Below are 16,339 nucleotides of genomic sequence, written 5' to 3' on the forward strand. Positions count from 1 at the left end.
GGTGGATCGGCCGTGACTCGCCGCGGACGAGACGGGACCGACGGGGAGACGCCTCGTAGCGCTTAAATCGGCAGACCCGGAACAGTTCGTATGGCCAAGTACTCGACGGGCGGCTCGGGCTCCGCCGGGTCCGGCGACGCCTGCGAACTCTGCGGACGCGAAGACGCGAACCTCTCGCGGGAGAACGTCGCCGGTGCGAACCTGCTCGTCTGTGGCGACTGCGCGCCACACGGCGACGGCGGCGACGACCGCGGTGGGTCGAGCGGCGACGCCTCCGGCACCGGTGGCGACGAGCCGGAGCCGTCCGCTCGCAAGCGGGCCGCACAGAACGCCGCGGGCGTGTACGACGCCTCGCAGGCGAACCCCGACTGGGTCGAGGAGGGGACCGACTACGAGGACGACCGGCTCCCGTACCTCGTCTCCGACTACGGGGAGGCGGCCGAACGTGCCCGCCAGGACGCCGGGCTCACCGTCGAGGAGCTGGCGGCGGAACTCGGCCTCGACGAGGACGACGTGCTCGCCGTCGAACAGGGTCGCGCGGCCCGCGCGAACGTCGGCGGCTCCGTCGTCGAACGACTGGAGGAGTTCCTCGACACGGAACTGATCGACGAGTAGCGGCGACCGCGACCAGTCGCGGCGACTGTGACGAGTGGCGGACCGCGACGGGTGGCTTCTTGTAGGCCGCGCACCTCCCGACCGGGTATGACGAGTTCACTCGCACCGGCGGAGCCGACGGTGCGCGAGTTCGAGGCGACGGTCGAGGCGGTCGACGGCACCAGCGTGCGACTCTCGGAGACGTACTTCTACCCGGCGTCGGGCGGACAACCCGCCGACCGCGGCACACTGGGCGAGACGGCGGTGCACCACGTCGCCGAGGGAGGAGAGGGGAACGACGAGAGCGAGGGTGTCGTCCACGAACTCGCGGAGCCGCCGAGGTTCGAGGCTGGCGACACGGTGGTCGGCACGATCGACGACGACTTCCGGACGTACTGTACCCGTGCTCACACCGCGAGCCACGTCCTGTACGGCGCGGGCCGACACCTCCTCGACGAGTTGGGGTACGGCGGGTTCGACATCGGGACGGAGACGGTCCGGGTCGACTTCACCACGCCGACGGAGATCGACGACGAGACGCTTGTGGAGTTGGAGCGACTCGCGAACCGCGCGGTGTGGGAGGCTCGCCCGGTCTCGTGGGAGACCGTCCCGGTCGCCGAGGCTCGATCCCGCGAGGAGGTGTCGTTCAACACGAAGACGGAGGAGGGAGTCATGGCCGACGCCGACACCGTGCGGGTCGTCACCGTCGACGGGTGGGACTGGGCGGCCTGTGGCGGCACACACGTCCGGAACACGAGCGAGATCGGTCCGGTGACGGTGACGGACCGCTCGAACCCCGGCGAGGGGATGACTCGTGTGGAGTTCGCCGTCGGGCCGACGGGAATCGACCGGCGCGCGACGGTCCACGAGAACGCCCGCCGCGCCGCGACGACACTCGACGCGAACCTGGAGACGCTGCCAGAGGAGGCGACGGCACTGCGCGAGCGCGCCGACGAGTTGGCCGCCGAGGTCGAGTCGCTGCGGACGGCGGCCGTCGACGCGGCGGTGGCGGACCTCCCGACGGTGGACCGCGACGGCACGACGTGGCGCGTCGGGACGGTGACGGCCGACGATCCGAACGTCGTCGGCGAGTGTGCACAAGAGCGCGTCGGCGACGAGGCGGCCGTGATCGCCGCGGTCGAGAGCGGCGCGGCCCCGTTCCTCGTCGTCGCCTCCGACGGCAGCGTCGACGCCGGTGCGGTGGTCGCCGACGCCACCGACGAGTTCGGCGGCGGTGGCGGCGGTGGCCCGACGTTCGCACAGGGCGGTGGACTCGGTGCCGACGGCGAGACCGTCGCGGCGTGGCTGCGGGAGGGGTGACGACCGCCGGAGTACTGTCGGCTGCGCGACCACGCGACGATCCGAAGACGTTCACTCGCGTCCGAAGTACGAGTTCCGTCGCGTGAGCGGCGGTGCGGGTGGCTCGCAGGAGTTAACTCCGCGGCTGCGAACCGTGTGGTATGAGCGACGTGTTCTCGAGTCTGGACTCGGCACTCTCCGAGGAGACGCGGGCGATCCGCGACGTGGTCCGCGAGTTCGCGGTGGAGGAGGTCCGTCCCGGCGCCCAGGAGGCCGACGAGCGGGAGGAGTTCCCGGAGGACGTGTGGGACGGGCTCGCGGAGATCGACCTCACCGGACTCACGGTGCCGACGGAGTACGGCGGGTACGGCGCGGACCGCGAGACGTACGCCGTCGTCAACGAGGAGATCGCGTACGGCCAGTTGGCGGTCGCGACGGCGCTGTCGGTCCACTGTCTCGCGACGGAGTGTATCGCGGAGTTCGGCACGGAGACGCAACGCGAGGAGTGGCTCCCCTCGATGGCAGAGGGGCGACCGGTCGGCGCGTTCTGTCTCTCGGAGCCGGACGCTGGCTCGAACCCCGCGGAGATGTCGACGGTCGCCGAGCGGGACGGCGACGAGTACGTGCTGTCCGGAGAGAAGCAGTGGATCACCAACGGGGAGCGAGCGGGCGTGTACGTCGTGTTCGCGAAGACGGACGCCGGCGACCCCGGCTCGATCACGCAGTTCCTCGTCCCCGCGGACTTCGACGGCGTCGAGGTGGGACGCAAAGAGGAGAAACTGGGGCTGCGTGCCTCGGACACGACGCAGATGCACTTCCACGACGTGCGACTCCCGGAGGCGTACCGGCTCACGCCGGAGGGTGAGGGGCTCTCGGCGGCGTTCCGCGCGCTCACCGGCGGCCGGGTCGGGATCGCGGCCCAGGCGGTCGGGCTGGCGCAGGCGGCCTTCGACGAGGCGAAGGCGTACGCGAGCGATCGCGAGCAGTTCGACCGGTCCATCGACCAGATCCAGAGCGTCCGGCACAAGTTCTCGGAGATGGCGACGCAGATCCAGGCGGCTCGCCTGCTCGTCCGGGAGGCGGCCCGCCAGGGGGACGCCGGGCAGGACAACCGGGCGACGGCGTCGATGGCGAAGTACTTCGCCAGCGAGGCGGCGATGGACGTGACCAACGAGGCCGTCCAGATCCACGGCGGCTACGGCTACACGACGGACTTCGACGTGGAACGGTTCTACCGTGACGCGAAGATCACGACGATCTACGAGGGCACCACGGAGATTCAGAAGAAGATCCTCGCACGGGAACTGCTCGACTGAGCACGAGCGAGCGGGATGCATCGGGTTTCCACCGGTCGTCCGCCGTCTGCGCTCCCGGCGACCCGCGTCACGACTCGTCGGTGTTCGGGCCGAACAGCCGCCACCAGAGGCGTCGCGCTCTGCCCCACTCCGCGTCGACCACGGCGTCTGGGTTGTAGGCTCTGGTCCGTGGGTTCTCGAGGAGTGCGACCGCGTCGAGCTCGAACTCGACGAGTTTCAGGAAGACGAGACCACAGCCTGCCTGAGCGATCGCCAACAGCACGGTCCACGTGATCGAGTCGGTTCCGGTGTCCGGGATCCAGTGCGGTGTGACCACGTCGACGAACCGGACTCCCTCTTCCACCCCAGAGGAACTACCGTCGGCGAGCAACGCGAACACCACTCCGGGCTCGTACGGCGAGACGACTAGACCGACGACCACGAGCAGCGTCAAACAGAAGTGCCACCACAACGACAGGCGTGTCACGCCCTCGTTCGCGACTCGTTCGTACGCACCGAGTTCGTAGACCGGTAGCGACGCCGAGAGGAGAACCATCACGGCCCCGACGGTCAAGGCCGTGACTCCAGGGCGTGACTGTAACACGAGCACGTATCCCGCAGTGAACAGGAACAGGTTTGCGGCGTGAACCGCTACCAACCGCCCCACCTGCGGCCAAAGGCCCCAGATTCGCAGCCCGAAGATCGGTGTCGTTCCGGGGTCGCGACGACGTGCGAACGACGACAGTTCGAGGACCGCGAGGAGCAACACCGACACGCTCGTCGTCAGCGATCCCGGATCGATTCCAGCCACGATCTGTCTCGACACTTGATTCTTCTCGAAGAAAGTTAATACATTCGAATCTAAACACAGCCATCGGCCCGGGAGTCGAGCTACCACCCACAGTTTCACCTCGCGTGAATCTCCCCCGTTTTATTACCCCTTGTCGCCACCTACCGTTCGATGGCGGACGAAGAGGCGGACCTGGAGACGATCGCCGGGCTGCTCGAAGACGAGTACGCCCGGGCGATCCTGCGTCACACGAGCGTCGAGCGCCTCTCGGCGTCGGCGCTGGCGGATCGGTGTGACACCTCCAAAGCGACCGCCTACCGCCGGATCGACCGCCTCAAGGAGCACGACCTCGTGGAGGCCTACCAGGAACTCGACCCGGACGGCCACCACTACGAGACGTTCGTCGCCTCCTTCGAGGAGTTGACCGTCTCGCTCGAGGACGGCGAGTTCCACGTGGCCGTCGAACGCAGCACCGACCCGGCGGACCAGCTCACCGACCTGCTCGGCCAACTCAGGTGAGCCGACGACCGAGGGCTCCCCACACCGACCACACGACGACACCACGACCACGCGACCACACGAGGACACGACGACACCGCGACCACACGAGGACACCGTGTCCACGACCACACCACGGCCACACCGCGACTACACCACGATCACCCTCCCACGACACACGCCGACACCACCACGATGGGACACACACGCTCGCCGACACGGCCGCAGACGACAGCGACGACACTCGAGGACGGCGGGGTGACACCCCCCGACCCGATCCTCGACACCGTCGACCCGGTGCCACTCCAGCAGGTAGACACGACGGCGGATATGGTCTTCGCGGTCGCCGTCGGGTTGATCTTCCTCGGGTCGTTGTTCCTCGCGTTGTTCGTCGCCTGGCGCGTGCTCCGTGGCTACCGCGCCAACGGAGAACGTCGCCTCCTCCTGTTCGGCGTCGGCGTGTTGTGTATCGTGTTCGTCTCGAAGGTGAGTACACTCTCGTTGAACGTCGCCGTCCCCAGTTTCCGGTTCGCGGACAGTGTCGCCGCCGGCTGGCGGGTGGTCGGCGGTGCCTGCGTGTTGTACGCCATCTACCGAGGAGGTGAGAGACAGTGATCCCCGGACTCGCCCCGGCGCAGATCACCACCGACGGCACCCCGGAGATGGCGGCGCTCCAGCTGTCGGTCAACGGCCTGTTGACCGTCGTCGGGGTGGCGGTCGGCTACCACGCGCTGCGCGGGTACAACCGCAACGGCGACCGCTCGGTGTTGGTGTTCGGGGCCGGGATCTTCGTGTTGACGACGGTCCGTGCCTCGCTGTTCGTCGCCGCGATCACCGCCGAGACGCTGTTCGAGTTGCTCTCGTTCCTCCTCGGGGGGATCGGGCTCACCCTCCCACTGGAACTCGTGTTCATCGCCCTGACGCAGACCGTCGACGTGATCGGCCTGCTGGCCGTCTTCTACGCGCTGGTCGAGTGAGCGGGTCGACGGCTCGCCGAGTGAGCGGGTCGACGGGTGGTGAGGAGATGCCCGCGAGTGGAGCCCCTGTGGGAGGACCGCGACGAGTCACCACGCGAGAGACTGTCGCCCCTTCGCAGTATACAAGAGGTACGGGTGGGTATCCGGGGGTATGATCGTAGCCGACGCGATGACCCCGGGGGCCGATCTGGTGACGGTCTCGTTGCCGGGCGGCCGCAAAGACGCGCTGGAGTACCTCCAAGAGGACCGATTCTCCTCCGTTCCCGTCGTCAAGCAGACCGACGACGGCGAGCAGTACCGTGGACTCGTCTCGCGCGAGGACCTGATCGCGAACCCCACCGAGGACCAACTCGCCTTACTGATGCGCGAGGTGCCGACGGTTCACCCGGACGACGACGTCCGCGAGGTCGCACGGGTCGTCCGCGAGACGGGTGCCCGCAGACTCCCGGTCGTCGACGGCGACGACGAGACGGAGTTGGTCGGGATCGTCACCGTCACCGACGTGATCTCCGCCATCGCCCACGGCGAGGTGGAGACGGACGCGACCTGTGGCGAGGTGGCGGCCAGCGCGGTCACGACCGTCTACGCGGGGGCGCCGCTGACGGTCGCGGAACGGCAACTCGCCTTCGCGGAGGTGCCGTACGCCGTCTGTCTCGACGACGACTGCGAGGTCGCCGGGATGTTGACCGAAGTCGACGTGTTGGACGTGGCCCGGATCGTCGAGGGGGAGGAGGCGACCGGCGACTCCATCGCCGATCAGGACGACGACTGGAAGTGGGAGAGCGTGAAGGCGATCGGCAGCCGCTACCTGCCGACCCGCAACGTCGAGATCCCCTCGGAGCCGGTGTCGCGGTTCATGACGGCGGACGTGCTCAGCGTCTACGGCGCCCAGACCGTCCGCGAGGCCGCCCAGGAGATGGTCCGCAACGACGTCGAGCAGTTCCCGCTGATGGACGGCGGCGACCTCGGTGGCGTCGTCCGCGACGTGCACCTGCTGGAGGCGGTGTGAGATGGCCGACCGCGAACGCCTCGCGGAACTCGCGAAGCGACGCGGGTTCTTCTTCGGCTCCGTCGGCGCCTACGGCGGCGTCGCCGGCTTCCAGACGTACGGTCCGCAGGGTGCGAGCCTGAAGGACAACGTCGAGACGGCGTGGCGCGACCGGTTCACCGTCAAGGAGGGGAACCACGAGATCGAGGCTCCGACGGTGATGCCGGAGGCCGTCTTCCAGGCGTCGGGCCACCTCGACGGGTTCGACGACATGCTGGTCCGCTGTAGTGAGTGTGCCACCGCCCACCGCGCGGACCACCTGATCGAGGACGCCACCGAGATCGAGGAGGCCGAGTCGATGCCCACCGACGAGGCGGAGACCCTGATCGCGGACCACGAGATCGCCTGCCCGGAGTGTGGCACGCCGCTGGCGGGCCAGCCGGTCGAGGAGTTCAACCTCATGTTCGACACGGAGATCGGGCCGGGGACCGGCCAGTCCGGCTACCTCCGGCCGGAGACGGCACAGGGGATCTTCGTGGAGTTCCCGCGGCTGAAGGAGTACGCCCGCAACAGCCTCCCGTTCGGCGTCACGCAGATCGGGCCGGGCTACCGCAACGAGATCAGCCCACGTGGCGGGCTCGAACGGCTCCGCGAGTTCACGATGGCGGAGTTGGAACAGTTCGTCCACCCCGAGGACGACGGGCCGTCGCTGGAGCCGGTCGCGGACGTGACGCTCCCACTGTACGCCGCGCCCGATCAGGCGGACGACGACGGCGGCGTTCGCGAACTGACGGTCCGGGAGGCGGTCGACGAGGGTGTCGTCGCCTCCGAGTGGATCGCCTACTACCTCGGCGTGGCGCTGCGGTGGTACGACCGGGTCGGCGTGGATCTCGACCGGTTCCGCTTCCGCCAGCACAACCCCGGCGAACTCGCCCACTACGCCTCCGACTGCTGGGACGCCGAGGCGCTGTTGGGTGCGCCCGCAGACGCCTCGCGCGGTGATCCGCAGGGTGGCGACTGGGTGGAGATCGCCGGCTTCGCGGACCGCGGCGACTACGACCTCTCGAAACACGCCGAGTCGTCCGACGAGCGGTACACCGTGTTCCGCGAGTACGACGAACCGAAGACGGTCGAACGGACGACCGTCGACCCCGACATGTCCGTCCTCGGGCCGGAGTTCGGCGGCGACGCCGGCGCCGTCGCGGCGGCGCTGGAGACGCTCGCGGACCGGGACCCGGACGCCTTCGACGGCGACGAGGTGACCGTGGAGGTGGACGGCGAGTCCGTCACCGTCGACACGGAGGTGGCGAACTTCGGCGTCGAGACGGTGACGGAGGCGGGCGAACACGTCACCCCGCACGTGATGGAGCCGTCGTTCGGTGTCGACCGGACGGTGTTGACCCTCGTCGACCACGCCGTGCGCGACGACGAGGTCGACGGCGAGGAGCGGACGTACCTCGCCTTGGACCCCGAGGTCGCCCCGACGACGGCGGCCGTCTTCCCGCTGGTCTCGAACGACGACCGACTGGTCGCGCTGGCCGACGACGTGGCCGACGCGCTGCGCGAGCGCGGTCTGGCGGTGGCCGAGGACGACTCCGGCTCCATCGGGCGCCGCTACCGCCGACAGGACGAGGTCGGGACGCCGTTCTGCGTGACGGTGGACCGCGACGGGGTCGAGAGCGACGGTCCGGACACGGTGACGCTGCGGGAGCGTGACACCGCGGCACAGGTCCGGCTCCCGGTCGACGACGTGGCCGCCGAGGTCGCGGCGCTGGTCGACGCCGAGACGGAGACGACGTTCGCGGACCTCACGGACCGGTACACGGTCGTCGCGGCGGGGAGACTGTCGGAGGCGGCGGCCGACGCGGAGTCGTGAGCGAACTCGGCCGACGGGCGATCCACCTGTCGGGGACGGCGTTCCCGGCGGCGTACCTGCTCGACGTGGTCGACTACCGGGGGCTCCAGCTCCTGTTGGGTGGGTTCCTCGTCGCGGTGGCGGTGGCCGAGTTCGTCCGGCTGGTCGTCGGCTACCAGCACTGGGTGTACGACGAACTCACCCGCGAGTACGAGGCCGACAACGTCGCCGGGTACGCGCTGTTCTTCGTCGGGGCGACGCTGGCGGCGGTCGTCTTCCGCCCGTCGGTCGCGGTGCCGGCGGTGTTGATGCTGTCCGTCGGCGACCCCATCTCGGGCGTCCTCGGCTCGGCGGAGGCCGGGACGGCCAAGGAGGCGGGCGTGTTGGCGGTGATGTTCGGCGTCTGTCTCGCGCTGGCGCTGCCGTTCGCGACGGCGACGTTCGCGACGCTCCCAGCGGTGGCGGTGGCGGCGGCGGGTGCGCTGGCGGCCACGCTCGCGGACGGCACCACGCCGGTGGTCGCCGGCTACGTGATCGACGACAACTTCTCGATCCCACCCGCCGCCGCGACCGCGATGTGGCTCGTCGGCCAACTCGTGTGACCGGAGTCCGGTGAGCCGTCGGGGCCCGTCGACCACGCCGTGCGAGTGGACCTCGCGTGGTCGTCACGGTCGACCCGGCACTCGTCTCGCCGTGCACCACCCGAAACGGGTAAGTCGGCCGGCGTGGAAGACGGTTCTATGAGCGAGTCGGTCGTCGCCGATTTTCCCGGCCGGTTCTACAGCCACCAGGTCGGTGGCGAGCCGCCGAACGGGCGGATCTTGTTGAACAAGACGCAGCTCGTCCTCGTCGCGGACGACTTCAAGGAGAACATCCCCGTCTCGAACATCTTCGACGTGCAGGTCGGCGAGGTGCCGGACGAACTCCGGATGTACTTCAACGACACCGTCACCGTCGCCTACGAGGCCGACGACACCCGCCGGTTCGTCGCCATCGAGGGCGACGACAAGCACATCGAGCGGTTCTCGACGGTGTTGTTCAAGGTGCTGTTGAACGGGACACCGACACTGGTCCGGCACCCGGCGCGCCGCGGTGGTCGCGTGACGGACGAGGACCCGGTGACGGCGACGCTGGATCTCCAGTGGGAGGTGATCGGCTTCGAGTCGAGCGGTGGCGCACGCGTCGAGATCGACCTCGACGACGTGATCGGCGTCGACCGCTCGAAACGCGACATCGGCGCCGGTTCCCACCCGGTCGTCGACTTCCGCCACCTCACCGACGGGGAGGCGATCACCACGGAGGCCGGCATCAAGTCCCCGCGGAAGACGAACCTGCTGGGGCGGTACGTCCGGATGCGCTACTCCGACATCGAGGAGGAGTTGGCCGACACGACGATCACCGACGAGGAAGAGGAGATTCTCGTCGCCCTGTACACCGCGCCGGGTGTCTCGCTGTCGAACGTCGTCGACTTCAACCCACAGCGGCTCACGATGGTGTTGCGCGGGCTCCGCGAGAAGGGCCTGATCGCCGACACCAAAGAGGAGACCACCCTGACGATGAAGGGGAAGGTCGTCGCCGGCAACCGGATCGAACAGGTGAACACCTGAGTAGTCGCGAACTCCCCGACCCGAACAGATCCGCCACCACCTCGGTCCCGTCTCCACCGTCGGTCACGTGGGGGTCTGTCCGCGTCACCGCACAAAGAGCTCTAGCCGGCGCGTGGCGCTACTCCGCGGCGTCGGTCATCTGGTCGTACTGGTCGGCGAGCTTCTCGGCGGCGTCGTCCAACAGCTCCGTCTCGTAGTCGGCGAGGTCCCACTCGACGACCTCCTCGACGCCGTCGCTACCCAGCTTCAGCGGGACGCCGACGGCGGTGTCCTCGTAGCCGTACTCCCCGTCGAGCGGGATCGAGCCAGGCAACACCTCGCCCGTGTCCCGCAGGACGGCCTCGACCATGTGGGCGACACCCGTCGCCGGGCCCCACTGCGTGGCGCCCTTCCGCTCGATCACGTCCATCGCGGACTGCTGGAGGTCGCTCAGGATCTCCTCGCGCTCGTCGGCGTCGAACGTCGGGTCCGCCCCGTCGACGCGCACCTTCGAGAAGACGGGCGCCTGCGCGTCGCCGTGCTCGCCGAGGATCGTCGCCTCGACGTTCTGGACGGGCACGTCGAACCGCTCGGACAGTACGTACCGGAAGCGGGCGGAGTCGAGTCGCCCGCCGAAGCCGATCACCTTCTCGCGGGCTCGCTCACCCGTCTCGTAGAGGTGGCGGTTGAGCAGGTCCACCGGGTTCGAGGTGGTGATCGACACGAAGTCGTCGTTGTGCTCGCGCAGCGACGCGCCGATGTCCTCCATGATCGGCGCGTTGTCGCCCGCCAGATCGATCCGCGTCTGGCCGGGCTGGCGCGGGATCCCCGCCGTGATCACGACCACGTCCGAGCCGGCGGTGTCGGCGTACGTCCCCTGCCGGACCGTCGTGTTCGAGTCGTACGCGACGCCGTGGTTGGTGTCGGCCGCCTGCCCGACCGTCTCGTCTTCCTTGTCGGGAATGTCCACGAAGACCAGTTCGTCCACTACGTCGCGCAGCGCCAGGTTGTAGCCGGCCGCGGCGCCCACGGTGCCCGCCGCGCCGACGATGCTCACTTTCGTCATGCGTGCGAAACTGACGCCGAAATCCCGGTAAGCGTTTCGGAGTCGGCGGCTGTGGGCCCTGAACGTCGGATGCGGTGTTCGTCGTCCGTCGAATTCTCCCGCTCCTGTCTTCCTCCCGACAGAACTGCAAGTGGCAAATTTGGAGTAAAACTAAGTCGACACTCGGCGTTCTGCCGCCTGATGTCCGACGGAGACGATCACACGAACAGACGGAACGTGCTGAAGGCAGTCGGCGTCGGGGCGGCCAGCGGCGCGGGGCTCGCGAGCGCCGCGAGCGCGGTCTCCCCCGACGCGGTCGAAGGTCCGGCGGTGGACGGCGAGGTCGTCGCCGAGCGGGAGTCGACCGAGCCCGACCGCGTGGTCGCCGACCTCTCGGCGGTCGCCCAGAGCTGTTCGGACTGTACGACGGAGTACAAGTGCGACTCGCCGGCCTGTGCGGACTACGACCAGTCGCTGTACGAGCGCGAGTGTTGCCAGTGTGGCGGCGGCGACATCTGTGGCGAGTGGCAGTTGACGAGTCGCTGCTGCTTCTGACCCGGCACGCGGGCGTCCGGGTCGTTCGGAGTGTCACACGCACCGTGTCGCGGTCTCCCCCTGGGAACGTCGACCGCACCGCGTCGCGGTCTCCCCGGGAACGTCGACCGCACCGCGTCGCCGGCCGACCGCCTCACTGGGTGTAGGTCAGTCCGCCGTCGGCGACCAGTTCTGCCCCCGTCACGAACGAGGCGAGGTCGCTGGCGAGGAACACCGCGGGATCGGCGATCTCGCGGGGGTCGCCGTACCGCGACAGCGGCGTCGCCGCCTCCAGGGCCGCCAGTGCCTCGTCGTCGCCGAGGATCGGCACGTCCTCGCGGACGAGCTCCGTGTCGATCAGCCCCGGGAGGATCGAGTTGACGCGGATCTCCGGCCCGAGTCGATCCGCGAGCGCGAACGTGAGCTGTCGCAACGCGCCGCGGGTCGCCCCGTAGACGGGTCGCGGTCCGGTCCCGGCCAGAGCCTCGACGCTGGAGACGTTGAGGATACACCCGGTGTCCATCTCCGCGGCGGCCGTCCGCGCCGCGTAGAGACACCCCTTCACGTTCACGTCGAAGAACCGGTCGACGATCTCGCGGTCCGCGTCGTAGTCGTCCAGTCGAGCGACGGCGGCGTTGTTGACGAGCACGTCCAACCCGTCGGCGGCTGCGGTCTCGATCACCGCGGCGACCTCGTCCGGCGCTGCCACGTCACACTCGACGTAGGTCGCCTCGGCGTCCGTCTCGCGCTCGATCACCTCGTCGGTGGGCGTCCCGCCGCCACGTGGCGTCCGACGCACGTCCGCCAGCACCGTGTCTGCGCCGTGGCGGGCGAACTGGATCGCGATCTCGCGACCGATGCCACTGGCACCACCGGTGACGACTGCCGTCTTCCCCGCCAGGAGGCCGGTCCACTGCGCCGCTCCTCCGTCCGTGCGCTCTGGCGCGCCCGATTCCACTCTCCTCTCCCCGTCCTCGTCACTAGTCGACACGCGATGCGTGAGGGGAGTCACAAATTTATGCTTTTCTCCAGCGACGACTGTCCGTGGGGGTCGGCCGGATCACCGTCGTCCGCCGTCCCGTCGGTACGAGGGCGGCGCGTCCGGCCGGCAGCACGGCCGGGGAGCGACGGCCGGTGCGGGCACCGAACCGGTGGAGTTTAGCGGTCGCCGGTCACTCACTCCGACGATGCCAATCGAGGAACGAGGCGACGCGCACCTCATCACTCACGCGCTCGCCAAGCACACGCTGTCCCGACTCAGAGACGTCGAGACCGAACAGGTCGCCTTCCGGAAGGGACTCGTGAAGCTCGGCCGCATCTGTGGGTACGAGATCATCGACGGGGCGATGGAGACGGAGTACGTCTCCATCGAGACGCCGCTGGCCGAGACCACCGGCGAGCGCGTCCGCGGGCTCGACGACGTGGTGATCGTCAACGTCTTGCGGGCGGCGACGCCGTTCGTGGAGGGGCTCCTGAAGGCGTTCCCGCGGGCCAAACAGGGCGTCATCTCCGCCGGTCGCGACGAGTCTGCCGGGATGGCAGACGACGGCACATTCCCGATCACCATCGACTACACGAAACTCCCGGAGATCACGAGCGAGGACACCGTGATCGTCGCAGACCCGATGCTCGCGACCGGCTCGACGATGTGTACCGTCCTCGATCACGTGACCGAGGTCGGCGAGGAACCGGAGGACCTGTTCGTGCTCTCGGCGGTGTCGGCGCCCGACGGCCTGCTCCGCGTGAGCGAGGCGTACCCCGAGGCGGACCTGCTGACCGTCGCCATCGACGACGAACTCGACGAGGACGGGTTCATCGTCCCCGGACTGGGCGACGCCGGTGACCGCGCCTTCCGGACGCAGTGACTGGTGGTCGTCACCCACCCGACCCACGATCACCTCGCCGGTCGTCACCCACCCGACCCACGATCACCTCGCCGTCAGTCACTCGTCCGTCCGTTCGACTGCCGTCGTCGACAACCCTCGATCGACGGTCACTCGCAGCGTCGCGTCTCCTTCCGGTGCGTCGAACGACACGGCGAGTCGAGGCGGGTCGCGTCGCTCTACGGTGACCGTCCCGGTCTCGAAGAGGGCTCGGACGGACTCACGCTCGACTCCGTGGTCGGTGGCGAACGCGACGACCGGCTCCGCCCGGAGTAGTGCGGCGGTCACGCTCCCCCAGAACACCGTCTCACAGCGAGAGCACCCGAACACGGCGACCGGTTCGTCGGGGTCGGCGACTCGCTGCGCGGCGTCGAGTGACTCCCCGGTGGCTGGGTGGCGATCTGGGGTCCCGAACTGCACTTCGCGATCCATCGCCCCCCAGCAACGGAAGCAGACGCCCCTCATCCCCCACTCCGTGTCGTTGAGCAGGTCGCGAACGGCGATGTCGACGACTGCGTCGATCTCTCGACCGACCGCGGCACCCGACGGTAGTGTCGTCCCCAAGACGATCCCGTGCTCGTCGCACACGACTCGAATCCACCCGCGTTCGTGAATCGCAGTGAGACTCCCGCCACACGTCGGGCACACGTCGTCGATCTCCCCAGTCAGTCGTCGGTCGTCCCCGCCGTACCGCCCGGCGAGCACGGCGTCGACGATCTCCAGCCCACTGTTGGTGAGAACGTACGTTCCGTCGTCCTCGTAGACGTACGTGCCGACGAGCTTCTCGAGGTGGTAGTTGAACGTGCCGGCGTCGTCGACACCGACTGCTCGTCGGAGTTCTGCGAACCGCAACCCGGACGGCCGCCAGTTCTCGCGCCGCTCGTCTGCGAGGACTCTGAGCGTCTCCAGTCGCGTCTCGTCGGCCAGTAGCGCGAAGTGGTCGGGGGCTCCCCTGCCGGTGTCGTCTCCCGACGACGCCCCGTCGGTCCGGTCGGAACCAGTCACAGGGACTCGACGGTCGCCCGTCCACATAAACGGTGTACACGGGACCCACGATCACTGAAGACCGGACACGGGTGCGACGACGATCGGGCGCGAACCTGTCGGGCGAGTTACTGGATACGTCTCCAAGAAACGCTTAATCCGGTTCCTGCCCTCTCCGACACTCGTGACCGACGACGACAGGTGTCGACGAACGACCGGAAGAGACAGTGAACCGCTCCTCTCTGTCGACGGCCTGACGAAGCGGTACGAGACCGACGACGGCAGCGTCACCGCGGTCGACGACGTCTCGTTCGCCGTCGAGTCGGGGTCGGTCGTCGGCCTGCTCGGGCCGAACGGTGCCGGGAAGACGACGACGATCAAGTGTTGTCTCGGGTTGGTGGAGCCGACGGCCGGGCGGATTCGAATCGGTGGCGTGGACCCGACCCGAGCGTCGCGAGCGACGTACCGGCACGCCGGCGCCGTCTTGGAGGGGGCACGGAACGTCTACTGGCGGCTCACCGTCCGCGAGAACCTCCGGTTCTTCACGGGACTCCAGGGACTCCACCCGGACGACAGACGGGAGCGTCACGAAGGCCTGTTGGAGACGCTCGGCCTGTCGACGAAGGCGGACACCGTCGCGAACACGCTGTCGAGGGGGATGCAACAGAAGCTGAGCATCGCCTGCACACTCGCCCGCGACACACCGCTCGTGTTCCTGGACGAACCGACGCTCGGACTCGACGTGTCGGCGGCGCGTGATCTCTGTGCGGAGTTGTCCAGACTCGCCGCCGAGGAGGACCGTGCCGTGGTCGTCTCCAGCCACGACATGGACGTCGTCCGGCGACTGTGTGATCGCGTGGTCGTCTTCGACGGTGGACGTGTCGTCGTCGACCGACCGGTCGACTCGCTGTTGCGACTGTTCCGTCGACAGGCGTACCGCATCCGACTCGCGTCGGCTGGCACCGCCGAGTCGGCGCTCTCGGCGTTCGAGACCGAGTGGTCGGCGGACACGGTCGAGGTGACGGTCGAGGAACCGGACGCGGTGTACGACCTCGTCGCAGCGCTGGAGCGTGCCGGTGCGACGATCGAGTCGATGGAGTCGATCGAACCGGACCTCGAGACGGTCTTCCTCGAACTGACGGCGGGGGACGGCACGGGAGGCGGAGACGCCGCGTCGACGACTCGGGCGACCGACGACGAGACGACCGTGCCCGTCGCGAGTGGGAGGTCCCGATGAGTCTCGCGGAGACGTACGCGATGGTGCACGTCGTCTTCGAGAAGGAGGTGGCACTCTTGCGACGGTACTGGTTGAACACGCTGTCGAACGTGGCGACGACGTACGTGATGTTCCTGTTGTTGTTCCTCGGCGGACAGTCCGTGGCACCCGCGACCCTCGACGACAGCCTCGCAGGCGTCATCGTCGGCTTCTTCGTCTGGTCGCTCTCGTGGAGTGCCTTCCAGGGGCCGGCACAGACGATCACGAGAGAGGCGAGTTGGGGGACGCTAGAGCAGTTGTACGCGAGTCCACTCCCGTTCCGGACGGTGTTGTCGGCCGAGGTGTTCGCCGGCCTCCTGGTGAACACGATCACGAGCGGACTCCTGTTGCTCGCGATGATGGTGACGACCGGACGGTATCTGACGCTGGACCTCCTCACGGTCGTCCCACTGACCGTCGCGACGGTCGTGCCCGTCGTCGGATTGGGTCTCGCCGCCGGCGGCCTCGCACTGCTGTACAAGCGGATCAGCCAGTTGTTCCTGCTCGTCCAGTTCTGCTTCCTCGTCGCAGTCGCGATCCGTGGCCGCGGGCTCGTTCGACTGCTCCCGCTGAACCTCGGAACGGCCCTCCTCACGCGAACGATGGCGGACGGGGAGCCACTGTCGGCGATGCCGGTCGCCGAACTGGGACTGCTCGTCGGGAAGGCGGTCGGGTTCCTCGTCGTCGGAGGTGTCGTGTTCGGGTACTGCCTCCGTGTCGCGCGCCGACGTGGCGTCCTGGGACACTACTGAGCCG

18 protein-coding genes are annotated in these 16,339 nt (G+C 68.6%); 14 read left to right on the forward strand and 4 right to left on the reverse strand.

Annotated elements, in window-relative coordinates; genetic code table 11:
• The first annotated feature begins 90 nt into the window (after positions 1–90).
• The 3 genes from RYH80_RS13995 (at position 91) to RYH80_RS14005 (ending at position 3,209) form a co-directional block, all read left to right on the forward strand.
• Positions 91–615 (forward strand): multiprotein-bridging factor 1 family protein, encoded by a 525-nt coding sequence (locus RYH80_RS13995; RefSeq protein WP_370904501.1) that lies wholly within the window; start codon positions 91–93, stop codon positions 613–615.
• An 87-nt stretch (positions 616–702) separates the two neighbouring features.
• A complete protein-coding gene (locus RYH80_RS14000) occupies positions 703–1,914 on the forward strand; it encodes an alanyl-tRNA editing protein (RefSeq protein ID WP_370904503.1) in 1,212 nt (403 codons plus the stop codon).
• Between the two features lie 140 nt (positions 1,915–2,054).
• Entirely contained in the window at positions 2,055–3,209 is a 1,155-nt protein-coding gene (locus RYH80_RS14005) for an acyl-CoA dehydrogenase family protein (RefSeq protein WP_370904505.1), read from the forward strand.
• A 67-nt stretch (positions 3,210–3,276) separates the two neighbouring features.
• Here RYH80_RS14005 and RYH80_RS14010 read toward each other — a convergent pair whose 3' ends face one another.
• Positions 3,277–3,999 carry a hypothetical protein gene (locus tag RYH80_RS14010; RefSeq protein WP_370904506.1) on the reverse strand — a complete coding sequence of 241 codons (723 nt, stop codon included), beginning with the start codon at positions 3,997–3,999 and terminating at the stop codon, positions 3,277–3,279.
• 150 nt (positions 4,000–4,149) lie between these two features.
• Between RYH80_RS14010 and RYH80_RS14015 the strand changes: the two genes are divergently transcribed.
• The 7 genes from RYH80_RS14015 (at position 4,150) to RYH80_RS14045 (ending at position 9,903) form a co-directional block, all read left to right on the forward strand.
• A complete protein-coding gene (locus tag RYH80_RS14015) occupies positions 4,150–4,497 on the forward strand; it encodes an ArsR/SmtB family transcription factor (RefSeq protein ID WP_370904508.1) in 348 nt (115 codons plus the stop codon).
• Between the two features lie 174 nt (positions 4,498–4,671).
• Positions 4,672–5,091, forward strand: a complete 420-nt coding sequence (locus tag RYH80_RS14020; protein ID WP_370904509.1) for a hypothetical protein — start codon at positions 4,672–4,674, stop codon at positions 5,089–5,091.
• Positions 5,088–5,453 (forward strand): hypothetical protein, encoded by a 366-nt coding sequence (locus RYH80_RS14025; RefSeq protein ID WP_370904510.1) that lies wholly within the window; start codon positions 5,088–5,090, stop codon positions 5,451–5,453. Before RYH80_RS14020 ends, RYH80_RS14025 begins: the two co-directional genes overlap by 4 nt.
• A 151-nt stretch (positions 5,454–5,604) precedes the next feature.
• The gene (locus tag RYH80_RS14030; protein WP_370904512.1) at positions 5,605–6,462 is read left to right on the forward strand and encodes a CBS domain-containing protein; all 858 of its coding nucleotides are present in this window, start codon (positions 5,605–5,607) and stop codon (positions 6,460–6,462) included.
• Between the two features lies 1 nt (position 6,463).
• Positions 6,464–8,317: a glycine--tRNA ligase gene (glyS, locus tag RYH80_RS14035; protein WP_370904513.1), complete on the forward strand. Its 1,854-nt coding sequence runs from the start codon at positions 6,464–6,466 to the stop codon at positions 8,315–8,317.
• Positions 8,314–8,898, forward strand: coding sequence for a dolichol kinase (locus RYH80_RS14040; protein ID WP_370904515.1), 585 nt, complete (start codon positions 8,314–8,316; stop codon positions 8,896–8,898). Before glyS ends, RYH80_RS14040 begins: the two co-directional genes overlap by 4 nt.
• Positions 8,899–9,036: 138 nt before the next feature.
• The gene (locus RYH80_RS14045) at positions 9,037–9,903 is read left to right on the forward strand and encodes a CheF family chemotaxis protein (RefSeq protein ID WP_370904516.1); all 867 of its coding nucleotides are present in this window, start codon (positions 9,037–9,039) and stop codon (positions 9,901–9,903) included.
• Between the two features lie 118 nt (positions 9,904–10,021).
• On the opposite strand, the gene mdh is transcribed toward RYH80_RS14045, so the two are convergent.
• The gene (gene mdh, locus RYH80_RS14050; RefSeq protein ID WP_370904518.1) at positions 10,022–10,948 is read right to left on the reverse strand and encodes a malate dehydrogenase; all 927 of its coding nucleotides are present in this window, start codon (positions 10,946–10,948) and stop codon (positions 10,022–10,024) included.
• Positions 10,949–11,128: 180 nt separating this feature from the next.
• Between mdh and RYH80_RS14055 the strand changes: the two genes are divergently transcribed.
• Entirely contained in the window at positions 11,129–11,482 is a 354-nt protein-coding gene (locus tag RYH80_RS14055) for a twin-arginine translocation signal domain-containing protein (RefSeq protein ID WP_370904519.1), read from the forward strand.
• Positions 11,483–11,615: 133 nt separating this feature from the next.
• On the opposite strand, the gene RYH80_RS14060 is transcribed toward RYH80_RS14055, so the two are convergent.
• A complete protein-coding gene (locus tag RYH80_RS14060) occupies positions 11,616–12,452 on the reverse strand; it encodes an SDR family NAD(P)-dependent oxidoreductase (RefSeq protein ID WP_370904520.1) in 837 nt (278 codons plus the stop codon).
• Positions 12,453–12,648: 196 nt separating this feature from the next.
• On the opposite strand from RYH80_RS14060, the gene upp reads away from it, so the two are divergent.
• Positions 12,649–13,326, forward strand: coding sequence for a uracil phosphoribosyltransferase (gene upp, locus RYH80_RS14065; RefSeq protein ID WP_370904522.1), 678 nt, complete (start codon positions 12,649–12,651; stop codon positions 13,324–13,326).
• 78 nt (positions 13,327–13,404) lie between these two features.
• Here upp and RYH80_RS14070 read toward each other — a convergent pair whose 3' ends face one another.
• Positions 13,405–14,349, reverse strand: a complete 945-nt coding sequence (locus RYH80_RS14070) for a DUF7351 domain-containing protein (protein WP_370904524.1) — start codon at positions 14,347–14,349, stop codon at positions 13,405–13,407.
• A 163-nt stretch (positions 14,350–14,512) separates the two neighbouring features.
• Between RYH80_RS14070 and RYH80_RS14075 the strand changes: the two genes are divergently transcribed.
• Positions 14,513–15,565, forward strand: coding sequence for an ABC transporter ATP-binding protein (locus RYH80_RS14075; protein WP_370904526.1), 1,053 nt, complete (start codon positions 14,513–14,515; stop codon positions 15,563–15,565).
• Positions 15,562–16,335: an ABC transporter permease gene (locus RYH80_RS14080; protein WP_370904527.1), complete on the forward strand. Its 774-nt coding sequence runs from the start codon at positions 15,562–15,564 to the stop codon at positions 16,333–16,335. Before RYH80_RS14075 ends, RYH80_RS14080 begins: the two co-directional genes overlap by 4 nt.
• The last annotated feature ends 4 nt before the right edge of the window (positions 16,336–16,339 follow it).

Source organism: Halobaculum sp. MBLA0147 (assembly GCF_041361345.1).
In the GTDB taxonomy this organism is placed as follows: Archaea; Halobacteriota; Halobacteria; order Halobacteriales; family Haloferacaceae; genus JAHENP01.